This window comes from Streptomyces sp. NPDC044106 (genome assembly GCF_056433985.1).
Window position 1 is genome coordinate 231,877 of sequence record NZ_JBWKFZ010000005.1, and the last position, 20,256, is coordinate 252,132.

Consider the following 20,256-nt stretch of genomic DNA (forward strand, 5'->3'; position numbering starts at 1 on the left):
CTCCCTGATGACCCTGCGCGCCGTCGAGGTGATCGCGGCGGCCGACGTCGTCGCGTACCACTCGGCCCGGCACGGCCGTTCCATCGCCCGCTCGATCGCGGCGAAGCACATCCGCGCCGACCACATCGAGGAAGCGCTGGTCTACCCCGTCACCACGGAGCACACCGACCACCCCGGCGGCTACCGCGGCGCGCTCGACGCCTTCTACGAGGAGGCCGCGGCCCGCCTCGCCGCCCACCTCGACGCGGGCCGCACGGTCGCCGTCCTCGCCGAGGGCGACCCGCTCTTCTACGGCTCGTACCAGCACATGCACAAGCGCCTCGCGCACCGCTACCCGACCGAGGTGATCCCCGGTGTCACCTCGGTGAGCGCGGCGGCGGCCCGCCTCGGGGAGCCGCTTGTGGAGGCCGAGGAGGTCCTCACCGTCCTGCCCGGCACGCTCCCCGAGGAGGAGCTGGCCGCGCGCCTCGCGGCGACGGACTCGGCGGTCGTCATGAAGCTTGGCCGCACGTTCGGCAAGGTGCGCGGCGCCCTGGAGAGCGCGGGCCGCCTCGACGAGGCCCGCTACGTCGAGCGGGCCACCATGGCGGGCGAGCGCACCGGCAGGCTGGCCGACGTGGACCCGGAGTCGGTGCCGTACTTCTCCGTGGCGGTCCTGCCGAGCCGGGTGGCGCCCCTGACGGGCGGCCCCGCGCCGGAGCCGTCGACGGAGCGGTCCGGCGAGGTCGTCGTGGTCGGCACGGGTCCCGCGGGCCCGCTGTGGCTGACCCCCGAGACGCGCGGCGCGCTCGCCGCCGCGGACGACCTGGTCGGCTACACCACGTACGTCGACCGGGTGCCGCACCGACCCGGTCAGCGGCGGCACGGCTCGGACAACCGCGTCGAGTCCGAACGCGCCGAGTTCGCGCTGGAGTTGGCGCGGCGCGGGCGGCGGGTGGCCGTCGTGTCGGGCGGAGACCCCGGCGTCTTCGCGATGGCCACGGCCGTCCTGGAGGTGGCCTCGCAGGACGCGTACGACGATGTTCCCGTACGGGTGCTCCCCGGGGTGACCGCCGCCAACGCGGCGGCCGCGTTGGCGGGCGCACCGCTCGGCCACGACTACGCCACCCTGTCCCTGTCCGACCGCCTCAAGCCGTGGGAGGTCATCGCGGAGCGGTTGGCCGCGGCGGCTGCCGCGGATCTCGTCCTCGCGCTCTACAACCCCGGCTCGCGGAGCCGGACCTGGCAGGTCGGCAAGGCGCGCGAGCTGCTCCTTGAGCACCGGGCGCCGGACACGCCTGTGGTCCTCGGGCGGGATGTCGGCGGGCCCGAGGAGAGCGTGCGTGTCGTGCGCCTCGCCGATCTGGATCCGGAGGAGGTCGACATGCGTACGCTGCTGATCGTCGGGTCTTCGCAGACGCGGGTGTCGCGGCGGCGCGGCGGCGCGGAGCAGATCGTCTGGACGCCGCGGCGGTACCCCGAGGGGTGACCTTCTTGTGCGTCGCCTGCGGGTGCGTGGTGGCTGGTCGCGCAGTTCCCCGCGCCCCTCAAGGGGCCGCGGGCCCCTGCTTTCAGGGGCGCGGGGAACTGCGTGACCAGCCACGATCGGCCCGCACCTCACCATGCACCCAGGCAACCGCCTCCTCCGGCGTGGCGACGCCGATGACTCCCTCCGGCCCGGCGGGCCGCCGGACGACCACCACCGGCACCCCCGCCTCGCGCGCGGCGGCCAGTTTCGGCGCGGTCGCCACGCCCCCGCTGTCCTTCGTGACCAGGACGTCGATCCGGTGTGTACGGAGCAGCTCGCGCTCCCCGGCGAGCGCGAACGGGCCCCGGTCGAGGAGCACCTCCATGCGCGCCGGGAACGGCGGCTCGGGCGCGTCGACGGAACGTACGAGGAACCAGTGGGCGCCCAGCTCGGGGCCCGCGAACGCGGCGAGGCCCAGCCGGCCCGTGGTGAGGAAGACCCGCTCGCCCAGCGCGGGCAGGACCCGGGCCGCCTGGGCCAGGGAGGTGACCGGGTGCCAGTCGTCGCCCGGACCCGCGACCCAGCCGGGCCGGCGCAGGGCGAGCAGGGGAACATGGGCGGTGGCGGCGGCCGTCGCCGCGTTGAACGAGATCGAGCCGGCGAAAGGATGGGTGGCGTCGATGAGCGCGTCCACGTGGTGTGCGGTCAGCCACGCCGCGAGGCCCTCGGGCCCGCCGAAGCCGCCGACGCGGACCTCGCCGGGCGGCAGCCGGGGCGCCGCGACCCGGCCCGCGAGCGAACTGGTCACCCGCAGCGCCGCCTCGCCCGCGAGGAGCTCCGCCAGACGGCGGGCCTCGGTCGTTCCTCCCAGGATCAGTACGTGCACGGAGTTCGGTTTCCTTCATGAGTGAGGCAAGCGGGGCGGGCGGGGCCGCGGGCGGCCGCAGCGCCCAACTCAAGCACACCGGTCTGCGGCCCGGCTGGACGACCGGCGCCTGCGCGACCGCCGCCACGACGGCCGCGTACACGGCCCTGCTCACCGGCGACTTCCCCGACCCGGTGACCATCACGCTGCCCAAGGGCCAGACACCGGCCTTCGCGCTCGCCGCCGAGGAGCTCGGCGGCGAGCGCGCGATGGCGGGCATCGTCAAGGACGCGGGCGACGACCCGGACGTCACGCACGGCGCGCTGGTGCGATCCACGGTGCGGCGGCTGCCCGCCGGTGCGGGCGTCGTCTTCAGGGCGGGTCCCGGCGTGGGCACCGTCACCCGCCCCGGCCTGCCCCTCGATGTCGGGGAGCCCGCGGTCAACCCCGTGCCGCGGCAGATGATGCGGGACCACGTGGCGCTGGTCGCGGAGCGCGCCGGGGTCACGCCGGACGTCGAGATCACGATCTCCGTCGACCACGGCGAGGAGATCGCCCGCTCCACCTGGAACCCGCGCCTCGGCATCCTCGGCGGCCTCTCCATCCTCGGGACGACCGGCATCGTCGTGCCCTACTCCTGCTCGGCGTGGATCGACTCGATCCGGCGCGGCGTGGACGTGGCGCGGGCGGCCGGGCGCACGCATGTCGCCGGGTGCACGGGGTCGACGTCGGAGAAGACCGTCGTCGCCGAGTACGGACTGCCGGAGGACGCGCTCCTGGACATGGGTGACTTCGCCGGCGCGGTCCTGAAGTACGTACGCCGTCACCCCGTCGACCGCCTCACCATCTGCGGCGGCTTCGCCAAGCTGTCGAAACTCGCGGCGGGCCACCTCGACCTGCACTCGGCCCGCTCCCAGGTCGACACGTCCTTCCTCGCGGAGCTCGCCCGCGCGGGCGGGGCGTCCGACGCCCTCGCCACCGAGGTGGCGACCGCCAACACCGGCCTCGCGGCGCTGCAATTGTGCGCGGCGGCCGGGGTGCCACTCGGCGACCTGGTGGCGCTCACGGCAAGGGACGAGGCACTCGCGGTACTGCGGGGCGCCCCCGTAGCGGTGGACGTCATCTGCATCGACAGGGCGGGAACGGTGGTGGGCCGCAGCGAGGTCCGCGCCCCTTAAGGGGCGCGGAGGCCCAGGGGCGCGGGGAACTGCGCGCCCAGCCGCAGCCGAGCCGCAGCCGACGAACAGCCCCCGCCTGCATCCCTGCGGGACGCCCCGCTCAGCACACGTGCCGCTCCCGCTCCGCCGAGTACAGGTGGCTGTCCCGGAACTGGGAGGCGCCCAGCGTCCGCCCCACCATGATGACCGCGGTCCGCACGATCCCCGCCGCCTTCACCTGCTCCGCGATGTCGCCGAGGGCGCCCCGCAGGATCACCTCGTCGGGGCGGCTGGCCAGGGCGACCACGGCGACGGGGCAGTCGGCGCCGTAGTGCGGCAGCAGCTCCTCGACCACGCGGTCGACGTAACCCGCGGCCAGGTGCAGGACGAGCAGCGCCCCGCTGCGGCCGAGCGTGGCCAGGTCCTCGCCCTCCGGCATGGCCGTCGCACGCTGGGCGATACGCGTGAGGATGACGGTCTGGCCGACGGTCGGCACGGTCAGCTCCCGCTTCAGCGCGGCCGCCGCCGCGGCGAACGCGGGCACACCCGGCACCACTTCGTAAGGGACTCCGGCCGCGTCGAGCCGCCGCATCTGCTCGGCCACCGCGCTGAACACGGACGGGTCGCCCGAGTGCAGCCGCGCCACGTCGAGCCCCTGCTCGTGCGCGTGCACCAGCTTCTCGGTGATCTGGTCCAGGTTGAGCTGGGCGGTGTCGACGAGCTGTGCCCCGTCCGGGCACTCGGCGAGCAGCTCGCGCGGGACCAGGCTGCCCGCGTACAGGCAGACCTGGCAGGCCGCGATCCGCCGCGCGCCGCGGACCGTGATCAGGTCGGCGGCGCCGGGACCCGCGCCGATGAAGTACACGGTCATCGTTCTTGTTCTCCAGACTTGGTGACGGACCATTGGGTGACCGGCATGGCCTGCCGCCACCCGGTGAAGCCGCCCACGGGCACGGCCTGCGCGACCGCGAGCCGCACCAGCTCGCCGCCGTGGCGCCGGTACCACTGGGTGAGCAGCGCCTCGGACTCCAGCGTGACGGTGTTGGCGACGAGCCGCCCGCCGGGCGGCAGCGCGTCCCACCCCGCGTCGAGGAGCCCCGGCGCGGTGAGGCCGCCGCCGATGAACACGGCGTCCGGCGTGGGCAGTCCGGCGAGCGCGGCGGGCGCGGCGCCGGTGACGACGCGCAGCGCGGGCACGCCGAGCCGCTCGGCGTTGCGGGTGATCCGCTGCGCGCGCACGGGGTTCTTCTCGACGGTGACGGCATGGCACGACGGGTGCGTGCGCAGCCACTCCACGGCGATCGACCCCGAGCCGCCGCCCACGTCCCAGAGCAGTTCCCCGGGGGCGGGCGCGAGCGCGGCGAGCGTGGCGGCGCGGACGTAACGCTTGGTGAGCTGCCCGTCGTTGTCGTACGCGGCGTCGGGCAGCCCCGGCACGGCGCCGAGGCGCAGCGCGCCGGGGGAGCGGCGGCATTCGACCGCGACGACGTTCAGGGCGTCACCGGGCGCGTGCGACCAGCTGTCGGCGACCCCCTCGTACGCCGTCTCGCCCGCCCCGCCGAGCTGTTCGAGTACGCGCAGTCGGCTCGGTCCGAAGCCGCGCTCCCTCAGCAGCGCGGCGACCTCGCCGGGCGTGGCCGCGTTCGCGCTGAGCACGAGGAGGCGGCGCCCGTCGTGCAGCGCGGCGGCGAGCCGCGCGGCCGGGCGGCCGACGAGCGTGACGACCTCGGTGTCCTCCACCGGCCAGCCGAGGCGCGCGCACGCGAGGGAGACGGCGGACGGGTGCGGGAGGACGCGCAGCGCGGCGGCGCCGACCTCCTCGGTCAGGGCGCGCCCGATGCCGTAGAACATCGGGTCGCCGCTGGCGAGGACGGCGACGCGGCGCCCGGCGTGCGCGGCGAGGAGCGCGGGCACCGCGGGCCGCAGCGGCGAGGGCCAGGCGACGCGCTCGCCCGCGCAGCGGTCGGCGGGGAGCAGGTCCAGCTGGCGCGCGCCGCCGATCAGCACCTCGGCGTCGGACAGCGCCGCGCGCGAGGCCGCCGGGAGCCCGTCCCAGCCGTCGGCCCCGATTCCGACGACGGTGAGGTCCGGTATGCCTGCGGGGGGTGCGGGGGTCATCGCTGGTACCTGACCTCGGGGTTCGGGGAGAAAGCTGCGCAGCGCACTCTACTGGTGACCCGGCGGCGTACCCTTATTGCGAACTACTTGCAATAAGCCGTGCGGCCGGTCGTTCCGCGCGGCTCCCTGGGCAGAAAGGCGACCTTCGCGATGGGCTCTCCGGTGGTGCTCGGCATCGAGTCGTCCTGCGACGAGACGGGCGCGGGCCTCGTCCGCGAGGGGCGGCTGCTCGGCCACGCGGTCGCGTCGAGCATGGACGAGCACGCCCGCTACGGCGGAGTCGTCCCGGAGATCGCCGCCCGCGCCCACGTCCACGCGCTCACCCCGGTGATCCGCCGGGCACTGGACGATGCGGGCCTGCGGATGTCCGACATCGGCGCCGTCGCCGTGACCACGGGCCCCGGCCTCTCCGGCGCCCTCCAGGTCGGACTCGCCGGTGCGAAGAGCCTCGCGTACGCCCTGGACGTCCCACTGCACGGCGTGCACCACCTCGCCGGGCACGTCGCCGCCGACACCCTGGAGCACGGCCCGCTGCCCGACCCCTGCATGGTCCTGATCGTCTCCGGCGGCCACACCTCGCTCCTTCTCGTACGCGACCTGGCGCGCGACCCGCTCGTCCACCTCGGGGACACCCTCGACGACGCCGCGGGGGAGTGCTTCGACAAGGTCGCGCGGGTCTTCGGGCTGCCGTACCCGGGTGGGCCCGCCATCGACCGGGCGGCGCGGGAGGGCGACCCGGCCGCCGTGTCCTTCCCGCGCCCGCTGACCGGGCCGCGCGACACCCCCTACGCCTTCTCCTTCTCAGGGCTGAAGACGGCCGCCGCACGCTGGGCCGAGGGTCATGCCGGGCGGCCCCTGCCGGTCGCCGACGGCGCGGCATCGCTCCAGGAGGCCGTGGCCGACGTGCTCACCCGCAAGGCGGTCGCGGCCTGCCGCGAACACGGCGTCGGCACGCTGGTGGTGGTCGGCGGCGTCGCCGCCAACTCCCGGGTGCGCGCCCTCGCCGAGGAGCGCTGCCGGGCCGCCGGGGTCACGCTGCGGGTCCCGCCGCCGCGCCTGTGCACCGACAACGGCGCGATGATCGCGGCGGTCGGCGACCTGCTGGTGAGGGCGGGCGCGGAGCCCGCGCCCCTGGACGTCTCCATCGACCCGTCGGCACTGCTGGAGTTCGCTTCGCTGAACCCGGCCGGGACCGCCGCAGTGGTGGGAGCGGTCGGGCGGGTCGCCGCGTGACCGGCGCCTCGTACGACGTCCACCGGCTGACCGGCGCCGGACTCCTCGCGTACGCGCGGGGCGTGCGCTCCGTCTACGCCGAGGCGTTCGGCGCACCGCCCTGGAACGAGGACCCGGCCGAGGCCGACCGCTACCTCGAACGCCTCGCGGCCGACATCGGGCGCCCCGGCTTCACGGGAGCGGTCGCGCTCGGCGGCCCGCCGGACACGCCGCGGCGCGTCCTCGGCTTCGCGTCCGCGTGGACGACGCAGTACCCGCTGCCCGACACGCGCTCCTACCCGCTCGTCACCGCCGCCCTCGGTGACCGGCGCACCGAGGAGTGGCTCGCCGGAGCGTTGCAGGTCGACGAACTCGCGGTGCTGCCCGCCGCGCACGGCCTCGGCGTGGGCCGTGCGCTGCTCGCGGCGGTGACCGGTGAGGCGCCGGACGGCCGCTGCTGGCTGCTGACCTCGCCGCGGGCCACCGACACCGTGCGCTTCTACCGGCGGGCGGGCTGGCACCAGATCACCCGCCCCGCACAGGACGGCCCGGGCAGGGTGGTCTTCCTGGGTCCGGACCATCCCGCGGGACCGGTGGCCGGGGCGGAAGGGGCGGAGAGGGCGGAAGGAGCGGGCCGGTAGGGGCTGGTAGCGCGCACGCGCCGTCCAGTCGCGCACGCCCCCCTAGTGCCGACGCACCAGAACCCGTGCGCGGCTGGTCCGGGCGCACCAGGGCAGGACGGCGGCTGGGGACGATGCCCGGCGGGACGCCGGAGGGAAGTGTGGGAGGCGCGGAATTCCCGCGTACTTCCCCCGCCTTTCCCTTGCCTAGCGGTGTCTGGAGTGATCAACAGGTGGCGACAACCCTTTACCGGATCGGACGGTGGGCCTTCCGCAGGCGCAGGCTCGTGGGCGGCCTCTGGCTGGGGGCCCTGCTGTTCGCCGTCGCAGCCGCAGCCATGGCGCCGGCCGGCGAGGAGGAGGACCTCTCCATGCCCGGCACCGAGTCGCAGAAGGCGTTCGACCTGCTGGACGAGCGTTTCCCGCAGAGCAACAGCCAGGGCGCCGAGGCCCGTCTGGTGTTCCGGGCGCCGGACGGGCAGCGGGTGACGGCCAGGGAGAACCGGGCGGCCGTCGAGGACACGCTGGGATCGCTGGACGGGGGAGACCAGGTCGCGTCGGCCACCGACCCCTACAAGAGCGGCGCGGTCAGCGAGGACGGCACCATCGCCTACTCCACGATCACCTACACCGCGGACGCAACCGACCTGTCCGGAGCGACGAAGAGCGCCCTGGAGGACGCCGCCGACCGGGTCAGGGACGCGGGCCTTACCGTGGAGACCGGCGGCTCCGCCCTGGACGCGGAGGAGGGGCCCGGCGGTACGACGGAGATCGTCGGCGTGGCGGTGGCGGCGGTGGTCCTCGTCGTCGCCCTCGGCTCGCTGGTCGCGGCCGGGCTGTCGCTGCTGACCGCGTTCGTGGGCGTGGCCATCGCCTTCGGTCTGGTCTCCGCGCTGGCCGTACCCCTGGGCCTGACGTCCACCGTCGTCATCCTGGTCCTGATGCTGGGACTCGCGGTCGGCATCGACTACGCGCTCTTCATCACCTCCCGCTTCCGTGCCGAACGCGCCCGGGGCATCGACCCCGAGGAGGCCGCGGGCCGGGCGGTGGGCACGGCCGGATCCGCCGTCGTCTTCGCAGGCGCCACCGTCTTCATCGCCCTGGTCGGCCTCGGGGTCGTCGGCATCCCCGAACTCACCAGGATGGGCATGGGCGGCGCGGGCGCCGTCGCCCTCGCCGTACTCGTCGCACTGACCCTGGTCCCCGCGCTGTTCGGCTTCTTCGGCCGACGAGTCCTGTCCCGCACCGCCCGCAGGGCCGCCGCCCGGCCGGGAAGCGAACACCCGCACGCGACACCGGCCGCGGCCGGCAACCCCGGGCCCGGCAACCCCGGGCTCGGCACCCGCTGGGCGCGGTTCGTGCTGCGCCGCCCCGTGGCCGTACTGCTGGTCGCCGGACTCGGTCTCGGCGCCCTCGCCCTACCGGCGCTGAGCCTCGAACTCGGGCTGCCCGGAGACGAGTCCAAGTCGGTCCAGACCACCCAGCGCCGCGCCTACGACCTGCTGTCGGAAGGCTTCGGCCCCGGCTTCAACGGGCCGCTGACCGTGGTCGTGGACACCTCGTCGGCGGCCGCCTCCGGGGGCACCCGGGCCACCACGGACCGGGTCGTCGAGACCGTACGAGGAGTGGACGGCGTCGCGTCGGTCGGTGAGCCGGTGCTCAACCGAACCAAGGACACGGCCGTCCTCACCGCCGTCCCGCGCACCGCGCCGAACAGCGGCGAGACCAAGGAACTGGTGCACGCGATCAGGGACGCGGTCTCCGGCGTCGAGGCCCGCACGGGCGCGGGCATCCTGGTGACCGGCACCACCGCGATGAACATCGACATCTCCGAAGCCATGTCCGACGCACTCATCCCCTACCTGACCGTGGTCATCGGCCTCGCCGTGCTCCTGCTGGCGGTCGTCTTCCGCTCGGTCCTCGTACCGGTCAAGGCCGCGCTCGGCTTCCTGCTGTCGGTCGGCGCCGCCTTCGGCGTGCTCGTCGCCGTCTTCCAGTGGGGCTGGGCGGCGGACCTGATCGGCATCGAGCAGACCGGCCCTGTCATGTCGCTGATGCCGATCCTCATCATCGGCATAGTGTTCGGCCTCGCCATGGACTACGAGGTCTTCCTCCTCTCCCGCATGCGGGAGGCCTACGCCCACGGCGCGTCACCCGGCGAGGCCGTCGTCGACGGGTTCCGGTACAGCGGGCGGGTGGTGGCCGCGGCGGCGATCATCATGATCAGCGTGTTCGCCGGATTCATCGGCATGAGCAACCCGACCATCCAGACGATGGGCGTCGGCCTGTCCGCCGCCGTCGCCTTCGACGCCTTCGTGGTCCGGATGGCGATCGTGCCCGCGGTCATGGCACTGCTCGGCCGCAGGGCCTGGTGGCTGCCCCGTATTCTGGACCGCGTGCTGCCGAACGTGGACATCGAGGGTGAGGCACTGAGCGGGCGAGGACCGGGCGGGCGAGCCCCAAGCCCCGCGGCCGGGCCGGACGCGGCGGCGCCGCGGCTCCCCGTCGGCCGGGACTGAGCGGCCATGACGGACAGGAGCGGCGGTGGACCGCGCGCCCGCGGCGCGCGGTGGCGGGAGGGCGTGGTCACGGCGACGGCGTTCGCGCTCTGCCTGCTCGGCGGCGTCGTCGAGGAAGACGGCGACACACTGTCGCCGCCGTCTTTCACCGCCTACTTCATCGCCGTCGTGTCCAGCGCCGTGCTGCCGGTGCGGCGCCGTGCGCCCCTGGCCACCATGGCGGTCACGACCGCGTGCGGCGTCCTCGCACCGGTCCTCGGCCTCCTGCTGAGCCCGCTCATCGTGGCCCCCGCCGTGATCGCCGCCTACTCCTTCTCGCTCACCGCTCGGTCCGAACGGCGGGCGGTGGGCGCGGTGTTGCTCATCTCCGCGGCGCTCCTCGTCGCCTCCAGCCCGTTGTTCGGCGCCCTCTCGTGGAAGGACGCGAGCAGGGTGGGGGCAGTGGCGGCGTTCCCGCTGGTGGCCGGGGTACTCGGACACTCGGTGCGGAACCGGCGGGCCTACCTGGCGGCCGTGGAGGAGCGGGCCCGGCGGGCCGAGGAGAGCCGGGAGAGCGAGGCGCGCCGCAGAGTGGACGAGGAACGAGTGCGCATCGCGCGGGAGTTGCACGATCTCGTGGCCCATCAGATCACCCTGGCCAACGCGCAGGCCACGGTCGCCGCCCACCTCTTCGACACCCGTCCCGAGCAGACCCGCAAGAGCCTGGCGGAACTCGTCGAGACCACCGGCCACGCGCTCGACGAACTGCGGGCCACGGTCGGCCTGTTGCGCCGGACCGGCGACGCGGCAGCACCCGCCGAACCGGCGCCGGGTCTGTCCCGCCTGTCCACGCTCCTCGAATCCTTCCGCCGCGCGGGTCTTGAGGTGACCGTGCACCAGGAGGGCGCGGCCAGGCCGCTGCCGCCGGGCGCGGACCTCACCGCGTACCGCATCGTCCAGGAGGCCCTGACCAACGTGACCAAGCACGCCGGTACCGGGTGCGCCCGGGTGCGCCTGACCTGGGGTCGCGACCGCGTGACGATCACGGTCGCGGACGACGGAGGGAGTCCCCGTACGCCCGGTACGCCTCGTACACCCCGTACGGTGGCGAGCGCGGCGACGTCCGCGGCGGCCGACCGGCAGCCCGGCTACGGCTTGATCGGGATGCGGGAACGGGCCGCGGCGGTGGGCGGACAGCTCTCCGCGGGCAGGCGTCCGGAGGGCGGCTTCGTCGTCTCGGCGCAGCTGCCGGTGCCGCCCGGCAGGGGCGGGGAGCCGACAGCGGTCGGCGGCCCAACTGGCGCTCTGTGTACGGAGTCTGACGAGGCGACAGGCAACGTGTCGATGGACGACGGGCTGACACGCGACGGAAAGGCCGGGAACGCGCCGTGACCCTACGCGTGCTGCTCGCCGATGATCAGGCCCTGCTCCGCGGCGCCTTCCGGATGCTCCTCGACTCCGCCGACGACATCACCGTGGTCGGCGAGGCCGGTGACGGCAGGGAGGCGGTCCGGCTCACCAGGGAGTTGCGCCCGGACGTGGTGGTCATGGACATCCGCATGCCCGAGGTGGACGGTCTCACCGCCACGGCGGAGATCTGCGCCGACCCGGAACTGCGGGCCAGCCGCATCCTGATCCTCACCACGTACGAGACCGACGAATACGTCGCTCAGGCGCTGCGCGCGGGAGCCGGTGGCTTCATCGGCAAGGGCATCGGCGCCGAGGACCTGCTGGACGCCGTACGGACGATCGCCGACGGCGACACGCTGCTGTCGCCCGCCGCGACCCGCTCCCTGGTCACCCGTTTCCTGGCCACACCGGACGACGCCCCGCCGCACCGCCCCGAACGGCTCGCCGTGCTCACCCCGCGCGAACGCGAGATGGTCGCCCTGGTCGCGACCGGCCTGTCCAACCAGGAGATCGCCGAGCGGATGTTCCTCAGCCCCTTCACCGTACGCGCCCATGTGCAGCGCGCCATGACGAAGCTGGAGGCCCGCGACCGGGCCCAACTCGTCGTCATCGCCTACCGGACGGGCCTGGCCCAGGCCGCGCCCGACGCAGACACAGACCGCCTGCCGTAGCCCGGCGACCCCGTACCTCCATACCTCCGTAGCTCTCCCGTAGGCCCGTAGGCCCTGAATCCGCAGGCCGGTGCGGGGTCTTCCCTTGGCGTGCGCTCACGCCCGCCCATTCCACGACAACGTAAGGGACACCCATGTCCAGAAGCGCGATCTCCCCGGCTGTGGTCCCGCCGGTCCGCATCGGCAGGCTGTCGACAGCCGCGCTCGGCCTCCTGGCGCTCGCCCTCGGCACCCTGCAGTCAGTGGTGGAGCCCGCGCTCCCGCTGCTGCAGAGCGAGTTGGGGGTCGGCCCCGCCGAAGGAGCGCTGGTCGGCAACACGTTACTGATCACCGGCGCGGTCATCACGCCCGTCGCGGGCAAGCTCGGCGACCGTTACGGTGGAAAACGCGTGCTGGTCCGGCTGATGGTCGTGGTCTCGGCCGGTGGCCTGGTGGCAAGCCTGGCACCGAACCTGCCGGTGCTGCTGGTCGGGCAGGTGTTGCAGGGCGTCATGGTGGGCGCGCTGCCGCTGTCCTTCATCCTGGTGCGCAAGCACCTGCCGACGGGCGAGTCGCAGGCGGTGATCGGGCTGGTCGTCGCGCTGTTCACGGGCGGCGGCATGGTCGGGACGCTGATGGCGGGCCCGGTCGCCGAACACGTCTCCTGGCACTGGATGTTCGCGCTGCCGACCATCGTGATCAGTGCGACGACGCTGCTCGTGACGCGGCTGCTGCCGCATGATCCGCCGGTTCTGCCGGGCCCGTCGGCCGCGTCGGCCGCGTCGGCCGCGTCGGACGTGTCGGACGTGTCGGACGTGTCGGACGTGTCGGACGTGTCGGATCACGGGATCGACTGGCCCGGGGTGGTGCTGCTGAGTGCCACGTTGCTCACGTTCATGCTCGGGCTCGTCAAGGTGACGAACGGCGGTCTGCCGCCCTTCGCGGTCGGCGCGCTCGCGGTGGTCGTCGCGGCCCTGGCGACCGGGTGGGTCGTCGTCGAGCGCCGGACCCCTTCGCCGATGGTCGATCTCCGCATGCTGGCGAAGCCCGCAATGTGGCACGGCTGCGTACTCACCTTCGTCATCACCACCGGTTCCGGAATGGTGATCATCCTGCTCCCTCAGCTGTTCGCGACATCGGCCGACGGGTACGGCTTCGGCGTCGACACCACCGACATCGGACTGTTCCTGCTGCCCGGTGCCGTCGCCGGGGCGCTGAGCGATTCGGTCGGCGGGGTCGCGGCGCGGCGCTTCGGCCCGCGGACCGTGGTCATCGCGGGCGCCGTCGTCACCGCGGCCACGATGACCGCCCTGGCGTCGCTGCACGACGCGGCATGGCAGCTCGTCCTCGCGAAGGTGCTGACCGCGTTCGCCGCGGGCGCGGGCACCACGGCGTTGCTCGCCGGCACCGCCACCGCCGTCGGGACGAGGGACATCGGCATCGCCACCGGTCTGCTCGTGGTGACGCGCGTGGTCGGCGTCGCCCTCGGGGCCCAGCTCGGCGGCGCGATCCTCGCCGCCGATACCGACCTCACGACGGGTCAGCCGACCGAATCGGCCTTCGTCACAGGGTTCCTCCTGGCCGCCCTGGTCGCCGCGCTGTCACTCCTCATCATCCGCATCACACAGAAGCAGAGCACGAGGAATGGAGTTCAGGCATGAAGCCCACCGGTCTGTCGACGACGAACGTGCGTACCACCGCGCACCGCACAGTCCTGATCTCCGGCGCCAGTATCGCCGGGCCCGCGCTCGCGTACTGGCTGCACCGTGCCGGATTCGCGGTCACCGTGGTGGAGAAGTCCCGCGTCCTGCGCGCCGGTGGCTACCCGATCGACATCCGCGGTAGCGCGACTGAGGTGGTGCGGCGGATGGGGATACTGCCGCGGCTGCGGGACGCGCACGTCGATTCGCGTCGCAGCACCTTCCTCGACGCCGACGGCCGCACCGTGGCCTCGGTCCCGCAGCACGTCGTCACCGGTGATGCCGAGGGACAGGACGTGGAGGTGCGGCGGGGGGATCTTGTCGCGATGCTCCACGCGCTGGTCCGTGACGACGTGGAGTTCCTCTTCGACGACTCCATCGCCACCCTCGACCAGCTCGACCAGGGGGGAGAAGGGGTCGACGTGACGTTCCGCGGCGGACGACGGCGTACGTTCGACCTGGTGATCGGCGCCGACGGCATGCACTCGCGTACGCGGGAAACCGTGTTCGGCCCCGAGGCACAGTTCCACCGCTACCTCGGCTTCTGCTTCGCCATCTGCACCCTGCCCAACACCTTCGGGCTCTCCCGTGAGCTCATGATGTGGAACGTCCCGGGGAAAGCCGCGGCCCTCTACGCGGTCGGGGACGATGCCGAAGTGCACGCCTTCCTCAACTTCCACCGGCCGCGGCCGCCGTTCGACGTCCTCCGGGACCCCGCCGCCCAACGGGACCTGCTCGCGGAGGTTTTCGCGGGAGCGGGGTGGGAGGTCCCCGCGATGGTCGAGGCCATGCGCGGCGTGGACGACCTGTTCTTCGACACCGCCGGACAGATCCGCATGCCCCGCTGGTCCAGCGGCCGCGTCGCGCTCGTCGGCGACGCCGCGTACGCGCCCTCGTTCCTCACCGGACAGGGCACGAGCCTCGCGCTGGCCGGTGCCTACGTCCTCGCCAACGCCCTTGCCGCACACCGGGACCACACTGTGGCCTTCACCACCTACGAGCGCGGCCTCCGCGAGTTCGTCACCATGAACCAGGCGCTGGCCGACAACGGCGCGGCCACCCTCTTTCCCACCACCGCACGGGCCCTGGCGCGGCGCAACGCCATGCTGCGCGACCTCACCACCCTTCCCTCCGCGCCCGCCCGACCTGCCCACTCGGCCCTCACGCTGCCCCGCCGCTGAGCCGACGCCCGTGTCGCTGTTGGGCTGAACGGGTGACTTGGGTTAAGAATTGGCCGGTGCAGAGAACAAGTGCGAGCCAGGACGGGGTGGGCAAGTGAGCAGCAGTCAGCGCCACGACGTCACCGATGAACAGTGGGAGGGGCTCGCCCAGGTCGTACCGCTGCGCAGCCGCAACGAATGGCCTTCGTGGCCGGGGCACCGCGCGCTGCCCGACGCGGAGACCGAGACGCGACGCCGTTTCGTGGTGATGCGGGTGAACGTCTTCGCGGACGCCCGCGAGGTCGCCGAGACCGTCATGGCTCAGATCCCGGTCCTGCTCGATTTGACCGGCGCCGAGACGGAAGTCGCCAAGCGCGTACTGGACTTCAGCAGCGGCGTGGTCCTGGGCCTCGGCTGCGGCATGCACCGGGTCGACAAGAACGTCTTCCTCCTCGCGCCGCCCGGCACGGAGGTGCAGGGCCTGGTGGAGGCGGTGGCGCAGCCTTAGAGCCCGACAGGCTCTTAGAGCCTGTGTCATATCCCCGGCCGACGCGGGGGCACTTCCGGGGTAATCCCTCGATCGTAGGAAGGTCGGTTGGGCGTATCGGTTCGCCGGGTGCGCCGCCGCCTACCGTCCCGGACATGACGGTGCATTCCCGGGTGTCGGCCGCTCAGTCACCGGCGGGCCAGGGCAGGCCGCAGGTCACCGAGTTGCGCCTGTCCGCTTTCGCCGGGCACCGCGCCACGGTGCTCCCGCTCGGCCCGATGACCCTGCTCACCGGGCCGAGCGGCAGCGGCAAGTCCACTGCCCTCGGCGCGTACGAGGCGCTTGCGCGGCTCGGCGCCGGAGCGGAACTCTCCGACGTCTTCGTGGATCCCGTCGCCTGCGTGCCCGAACGCGCCCGCGCCGACCGTGAGCGACGGCGCGGCTTCCGTATCGGCTGTACGGTCGACGGTCCCGCGGGAGCAGTCCGGCTCGACGTCGCCGTGCAGGCCGAGCCCGAACTCCGCGTCGTCGGCGAGCGGCTGACCCGGGAGGGACTCGTCCTCCTCGAAACAGCGCTGCGCGATCCCGGGCGGCGCGTCGTCCAGGCGGCCTGGCACACCGCGGGCCAGGCGCCAGTGACCCGTGCCCCGATGCCGGACGACCGGCTCGGCACGGCGCTCGTGCCGCTGCGCGTGGCGGGGAAGACGGACGGGCAGCGCCTGGTGCTCGCGGCGGCGGAGCAGGTCGTGGTCGCGCTGCGCTCGGCGTTCGCGTGTGATCCGAGGCCCGGCCGCATGCGCGCCCCGGTCCCTGCGGGGCTGGTCGGCGCCGGCCACCTCCTGGGCGGCTGCGACAACCTCGCCGAAGTCCTGCGGCGCACCCGGACGGAGTGCGCGGTGCGGCACGGGATGCTCGTCTCGGCGGTGCGCTCCGGATGTGCGGGGCCGGTCGCCGACGTGTTCGCCGAGGAGACGGAGAACGGTGCGGTTCGGGCCGTCATCGACCGGGGCGGCGGGGTGCGTACGCCTCTCGGGCGGCTCGGGGACGGCGAGTTGCGGTACCTGGCCCTGGCGCTGGTCCTGCTCACCGGGCCCGGCGTGCTCGCCGTCGACCCGGTCGTCGAGGTGCCGCAGGCGTACCAGTGCCTCACGATCCTCGCCGACGGCCTGGACCGGCGCCTGGACGCCCGGCAGGCACACGCACTCGGCGAACTGGCGGCGCGCATGTGCGCGCGGGGGCACATCCGTCTGGTGGGGGTGGTGGGGAACGCGGCATGGGCCACGTCCTGGGCCACGCCCCGGGCCACCGACGCCTCGGGCACCCCGGGTATCTCGGGTGTCTCGGGTGGCCCAGACGTCTCGGGCGGCTCAGACGTCTCGGGCGTCTCGGTGGTAGACCTGGAGCGTGACGGAACACCTTGATGTGGCGGTACTGCAGCGCAGGCTTGCCGAGTTCGCGGCGGCCCGCGACTGGGAGCAGTACCACACCCCGAAGAATCTGGCCGCCGCGCTCAGCGTGGAGGCGTCCGAACTCGTCGAGATCTTCCAGTGGTTGACGCCCGAGGAGTCCGCGCGGGTGATGGAGGACCCCGGCACAGCGCCTCGGGTGGCCGACGAAGTGGCGGATGTCCTCGCGTATCTGCTGCAGTTCTGCGAGGTCCTCGGAATCGATGCGCTGGCGGCGCTCGCGGCGAAGATCGAGCGGAACGAGCGGCGGTTCCCGGCGCCCGAAGGGCCCCTGAATCCTTGATTCCGATATTCCTGAATCCCTGATTCCGGTACTTTCGTCACTCTCCGGAGTGGATGGCTTGGCCAAACTCGATTGCCTGTCCACAGATTTCCGGCCTCCCCTGGCTTTTCGCCCGGCTGGGTATCACTCTGGGTAGTGGACAGGGGAGTTCGGATAATCGTGCGGCGAATGCGCGCGGGAGGGAGGGCCGGACATGATCGCGATGCGGCTCATCGAGGCGAACCGCCGCGCTCTGGCGCACAGTCAGGAGCCTGCGGACATCGTCGTGGAGGTCTGGCAGTCGCAGGCGCTGGCGCAGGCGATCGGCAGCCGGCTCGCGGTGGCGGGGCCTCCTGAGTTACGAGGTGAGGCGCTGGGCCTGAGCGAGGTCGGGGGAAGAGCCTGCGGAGTGCTGGACGCCCCGCGGCTGGGGACGGAGGACATACGGGCCGCGCGGCTGACGGAGACGGGCGACGCGCACGAGGTCCTGATCGGACTCGGCAGACTCCTCGGGGAAGTGGGCATCGCACTCGTCGGCGTCGCCATGGGAGCCGAGGAGGAGGGGGTGTACTGGCAGTGCATGGAGGCGATCGACGCCGCGGACGAGTCGAGGGACCGGGTCCTCGAAATGCTGCGCAGGCTGGCGGTACGGGAAGGGGGCCTGCCCCAGCCCGACTCGGCGACATGACGGCCGCCGCGGCCCTCGCCCTCCGTCATGTTGACGGGTTTTCACCCGACCGGGGCGGGGCGGGGGAGGTACGGCGGGACCGGCGGGGTCGACGGGCGGTCCAGCGTGCAGGATGGAGGCATGGATCTTCGAATCTTCACCGAGCCCCAGCAAGGGGCCACCTACGACACCCTGCTCACCGTCGCCAAAGCCACCGAGGACCTGGGCTTTGACGCCTTCTTCCGCTCGGACCACTACCTCAGCATGGGATCGGGCGACGGTCTGCCGGGGCCCACGGACGCGTGGATCACCCTTGCCGGACTCGCCCGTGAGACCAAGCGGATCAGGCTCGGCACACTGATGACCGCAGGCACCTTCCGACTGCCGGGTGTCCTCGCGATCCAGGTGGCGCAGGTGGACCAGATGTCGGGCGGCCGGGTCGAGCTGGGCCTGGGCGCGGGCTGGTTCGAGGAGGAGCACAGGGCGTACGGCATTCCCTTCCCCAAGGAGAAGTTCGCCCGCCTGGAGGAGCAACTGCAGATCGTCACCGGCCTGTGGTCGACGGAGACCGGCAAGACCTTCCACCACGACGGCAAGCACTATCAGCTCACCGATTCCCCGGCCCTGCCCAAGCCCGCCCAGGCGAAGGTGCCGGTCCTGATCGGCGGCCACGGCGCGACGCGCACCCCGCGCCTCGCCGCGCAGTACGCGGACGAGTTCAACATCCCCTTCGCCTCGCTGGAGGACAGCGAGCGGCAGTTCGGCCGGGTCCGGGCCGCCGCCGAGCAGGCCGGGCGCAAGGGTGGTGACCTGGTGTACTCCAGCGCGCTGGTGGCCTGTGTGGGCAAGGACGACGCGGAGGTCGCCCGGCGCGCCGCGGCCATCGGCCGTGACGTGGACGAGCTCAAGGCGAACGGCCTGGCGGGCTCGCCCGCCGAGGTGGTCGACAAGATCGGCCGGTACCAGGCGATCGGCGCGAGCCGCATCTACCTGCAGTGCCTGGACCTGACCGACTTGGACCACCTTGAGCTCATCTCCTCGCAGGTGCAGTCGCAGTTGTCTTAGGGGGGAAGAGGGAGAGGGAGAGAGGGGGAGGGGGAGGGGGAGGGGGAGGGGCCCCACCACCCCGCCCCCCGTCCTCATACGTGGCCCCCGGTGGTCCTAGTCCGTCGACCGGCCGAAGAACTCCAGCTCGGCGATGGCCACCTGTCGGTCCTTGGCGGCGCCGTAGGCGGAGCGCAGGACGAGTCGTGCGCTCACCGCGTCGCGTACGCGGACGTCGACCTTCTGTGCGCCGCCGTCGTTGATGCGGCGGTGCATCGTGTGGACCTTGCCCGCCGAGTCGCTGACCACCAGGTCGAACTCCATCGGCCTGGCCTGCTCGGCGGCCTGGGCGCTGCGGGGTGAGGTGCCGGGGGTGATCAGGAGGTTGAGCAGGTCGGTGGGCTGGTCGAAGTCGGCCTGCAGCCACTGGCCGGCCGAGTCGCCCGCGTAGCCGGTGCCCCACCAGGTGTTGGAGTAGCCGTCGAAGGCGAGCTTGGCGGCCTGCTTCGGGGCGGCGTGCGAGGCGCTGTAGTCGTTGGGGTGGACGGGGACGCGCTTGGCGAAGTGGTCCTGGATGGCGCGCGCGGCGGGCGGTCCGCCGAAGATGCCGCCGACCACCAGGCCCGCGACCACCGCGATGCCCACGGCCCGGGCGATCCAGCGGGTGCGGTCGCGGTGCAGGCGGGGGCGCTGACCGGCGTACGGGCCCTCGGCGGCCGGGCCCCCGAAGTCCTTGAGGGGGCTCGCGCAGTTGCGGCAGAAGTGCCGGCGGGGGGCGTTGGGCGTCGCGCAGCTCGGGCACGGCATGCCGGACTCGGGCTCGGCGGGCACGGCGGCCTGCCGCACGCGGGGCCGTGCCGCCTCGGGCCTGCCCGGCAGCACGCCCGGGCTCTCCGGCGGCGCGGCGGGGCCGGAGGCGTCGGGCACCGGCACGAGCAGGGAGCGTATGGCCGTGTCGGAGGGGGACGACGAGGACGGGGCGGGGGAGGGCGGGGAGGTGGGCGCCTGGGAGGGGCGGGAGGGGGCAGGGCCGGCGGGGCCGTTCGACGGGAGCGGCACGGTGGTGTCGGTGGAGCCGGGTGCGCCGGGTGCGCTGGGCGGATCGGCGGGGGCGCCGTGCTGTTGTCGGGGGTCGCTCGGCGAGCCCGTGCCGGCGCCGGTGGTGCGGGGGTCCGGCGGGGCCTGGGTTCCCGTGGCGGGCGCGGAGTCCGGGGCGGCGGGGCTCGCGCCGGGGGCGGGTGCGGCGTCGGGGGAGTTGGCGGGGCCGACCGGCGTGGCAGGGGTGTCCCAGCGGAGGAAGGCGCCGCAGGAGTCGCAGAAGGACTGGCCGTGCAGGCGGGCCGGGGTGCCGCACTCGGGGCACGGGGGCGTGTTGGCGTGTGAGTTCGGCATGTCGTCCATCTCGGGCTGCTGGGGCATGGCTGGGGCCTGGGTCGGGAGTCGGGATCGTCCGTCAGCGGGGCGGGCCGCGCGTCGTGCGGTGTGTGCGGTCG

General features: G+C 73.6%; 18 protein-coding genes. 14 read left to right on the plus strand and 4 right to left on the minus strand.

Annotated elements, in window-relative coordinates:
• Positions 1 to 7 precede the first annotated feature (7 nt).
• Complete coding sequence (gene cobJ / locus AC07DI_RS10675; protein ID WP_478903976.1) at positions 8 to 1,468, plus strand: precorrin-3B C(17)-methyltransferase; 1,461 nt, start codon at positions 8 to 10, stop codon at positions 1,466 to 1,468.
• Positions 1,469 to 1,550: 82 nt separating this feature from the next.
• Here cobJ and AC07DI_RS10680 read toward each other — a convergent pair whose 3' ends face one another.
• Positions 1,551 to 2,333 carry a cobalt-precorrin-6A reductase gene (locus AC07DI_RS10680; RefSeq protein WP_478903680.1) on the minus strand — a complete coding sequence of 261 codons (783 nt, stop codon included), beginning with the start codon at positions 2,331 to 2,333 and terminating at the stop codon, positions 1,551 to 1,553.
• A 17-nt stretch (positions 2,334 to 2,350) separates the two neighbouring features.
• Between AC07DI_RS10680 and AC07DI_RS10685 the strand changes: the two genes are divergently transcribed.
• A complete protein-coding gene (locus tag AC07DI_RS10685) occupies positions 2,351 to 3,490 on the plus strand; it encodes a cobalt-precorrin-5B (C(1))-methyltransferase (RefSeq protein ID WP_478903682.1) in 1,140 nt (379 codons plus the stop codon).
• Between the two features lie 100 nt (positions 3,491 to 3,590).
• Here AC07DI_RS10685 and cobM read toward each other — a convergent pair whose 3' ends face one another.
• Both cobM and cbiE read right to left on the minus strand, forming a co-directional pair.
• Entirely contained in the window at positions 3,591 to 4,340 is a 750-nt protein-coding gene (gene cobM, locus AC07DI_RS10690; RefSeq protein ID WP_478903684.1) for a precorrin-4 C(11)-methyltransferase, read from the minus strand.
• Complete coding sequence (cbiE, locus tag AC07DI_RS10695) at positions 4,337 to 5,587, minus strand: precorrin-6y C5,15-methyltransferase (decarboxylating) subunit CbiE (RefSeq protein ID WP_478903686.1); 1,251 nt, start codon at positions 5,585 to 5,587, stop codon at positions 4,337 to 4,339. Before cbiE ends, cobM begins: the two co-directional genes overlap by 4 nt.
• Before the next feature lie 150 nt (positions 5,588 to 5,737).
• On the opposite strand from cbiE, the gene tsaD reads away from it, so the two are divergent.
• The 12 genes from tsaD to AC07DI_RS10755 all read left to right on the plus strand — a co-directional run bounded on the left by tsaD (position 5,738) and on the right by AC07DI_RS10755 (position 18,784).
• Positions 5,738 to 6,820 (plus strand): tRNA (adenosine(37)-N6)-threonylcarbamoyltransferase complex transferase subunit TsaD, encoded by a 1,083-nt coding sequence (gene tsaD / locus AC07DI_RS10700; RefSeq protein ID WP_478903688.1) that lies wholly within the window; start codon positions 5,738 to 5,740, stop codon positions 6,818 to 6,820.
• The gene (locus tag AC07DI_RS10705; RefSeq protein ID WP_478903690.1) at positions 6,817 to 7,440 is read left to right on the plus strand and encodes a GNAT family N-acetyltransferase; all 624 of its coding nucleotides are present in this window, start codon (positions 6,817 to 6,819) and stop codon (positions 7,438 to 7,440) included. The genes tsaD and AC07DI_RS10705 overlap by 4 nt, the downstream gene beginning before the upstream one ends.
• 212 nt (positions 7,441 to 7,652) lie before the next feature.
• On the plus strand, positions 7,653 to 9,938 hold the full coding sequence (locus tag AC07DI_RS10710) for an MMPL family transporter (protein ID WP_478903692.1): 2,286 nt from the start codon (positions 7,653 to 7,655) through the stop codon (positions 9,936 to 9,938).
• Positions 9,939 to 9,944: 6 nt separating this feature from the next.
• Entirely contained in the window at positions 9,945 to 11,309 is a 1,365-nt protein-coding gene (locus AC07DI_RS10715; RefSeq protein WP_478903694.1) for a sensor histidine kinase, read from the plus strand.
• The gene (locus tag AC07DI_RS10720; protein ID WP_478903696.1) at positions 11,306 to 11,998 is read left to right on the plus strand and encodes a response regulator transcription factor; all 693 of its coding nucleotides are present in this window, start codon (positions 11,306 to 11,308) and stop codon (positions 11,996 to 11,998) included. Before AC07DI_RS10715 ends, AC07DI_RS10720 begins: the two co-directional genes overlap by 4 nt.
• A gap of 134 nt (positions 11,999 to 12,132) precedes the next feature.
• Entirely contained in the window at positions 12,133 to 13,638 is a 1,506-nt protein-coding gene (locus AC07DI_RS10725) for an MFS transporter (RefSeq protein WP_478903698.1), read from the plus strand.
• On the plus strand, positions 13,635 to 14,858 hold the full coding sequence (locus AC07DI_RS10730; RefSeq protein WP_478903700.1) for an FAD-dependent monooxygenase: 1,224 nt from the start codon (positions 13,635 to 13,637) through the stop codon (positions 14,856 to 14,858). Before AC07DI_RS10725 ends, AC07DI_RS10730 begins: the two co-directional genes overlap by 4 nt.
• 94 nt (positions 14,859 to 14,952) lie before the next feature.
• Positions 14,953 to 15,345 carry a cell division protein SepF gene (locus AC07DI_RS10735; RefSeq protein WP_055700564.1) on the plus strand — a complete coding sequence of 131 codons (393 nt, stop codon included), beginning with the start codon at positions 14,953 to 14,955 and terminating at the stop codon, positions 15,343 to 15,345.
• A 134-nt stretch (positions 15,346 to 15,479) separates the two neighbouring features.
• Entirely contained in the window at positions 15,480 to 16,745 is a 1,266-nt protein-coding gene (locus tag AC07DI_RS10740) for an ATP-binding protein (RefSeq protein ID WP_478903703.1), read from the plus strand.
• Complete coding sequence (locus tag AC07DI_RS10745) at positions 16,729 to 17,073, plus strand: nucleotide pyrophosphohydrolase (protein WP_384261111.1); 345 nt, start codon at positions 16,729 to 16,731, stop codon at positions 17,071 to 17,073. The genes AC07DI_RS10740 and AC07DI_RS10745 overlap by 17 nt, the downstream gene beginning before the upstream one ends.
• Positions 17,074 to 17,266: 193 nt before the next feature.
• The gene (locus tag AC07DI_RS10750) at positions 17,267 to 17,740 is read left to right on the plus strand and encodes a DUF6099 family protein (RefSeq protein ID WP_478903705.1); all 474 of its coding nucleotides are present in this window, start codon (positions 17,267 to 17,269) and stop codon (positions 17,738 to 17,740) included.
• Positions 17,741 to 17,860: 120 nt separating this feature from the next.
• Positions 17,861 to 18,784, plus strand: a complete 924-nt coding sequence (locus AC07DI_RS10755; protein WP_384261106.1) for an LLM class F420-dependent oxidoreductase — start codon at positions 17,861 to 17,863, stop codon at positions 18,782 to 18,784.
• Between the two features lie 96 nt (positions 18,785 to 18,880).
• On the opposite strand, the gene AC07DI_RS10760 is transcribed toward AC07DI_RS10755, so the two are convergent.
• Entirely contained in the window at positions 18,881 to 20,182 is a 1,302-nt protein-coding gene (locus AC07DI_RS10760; RefSeq protein ID WP_478903707.1) for a discoidin domain-containing protein, read from the minus strand.
• Positions 20,183 to 20,256 lie beyond the last annotated feature (74 nt).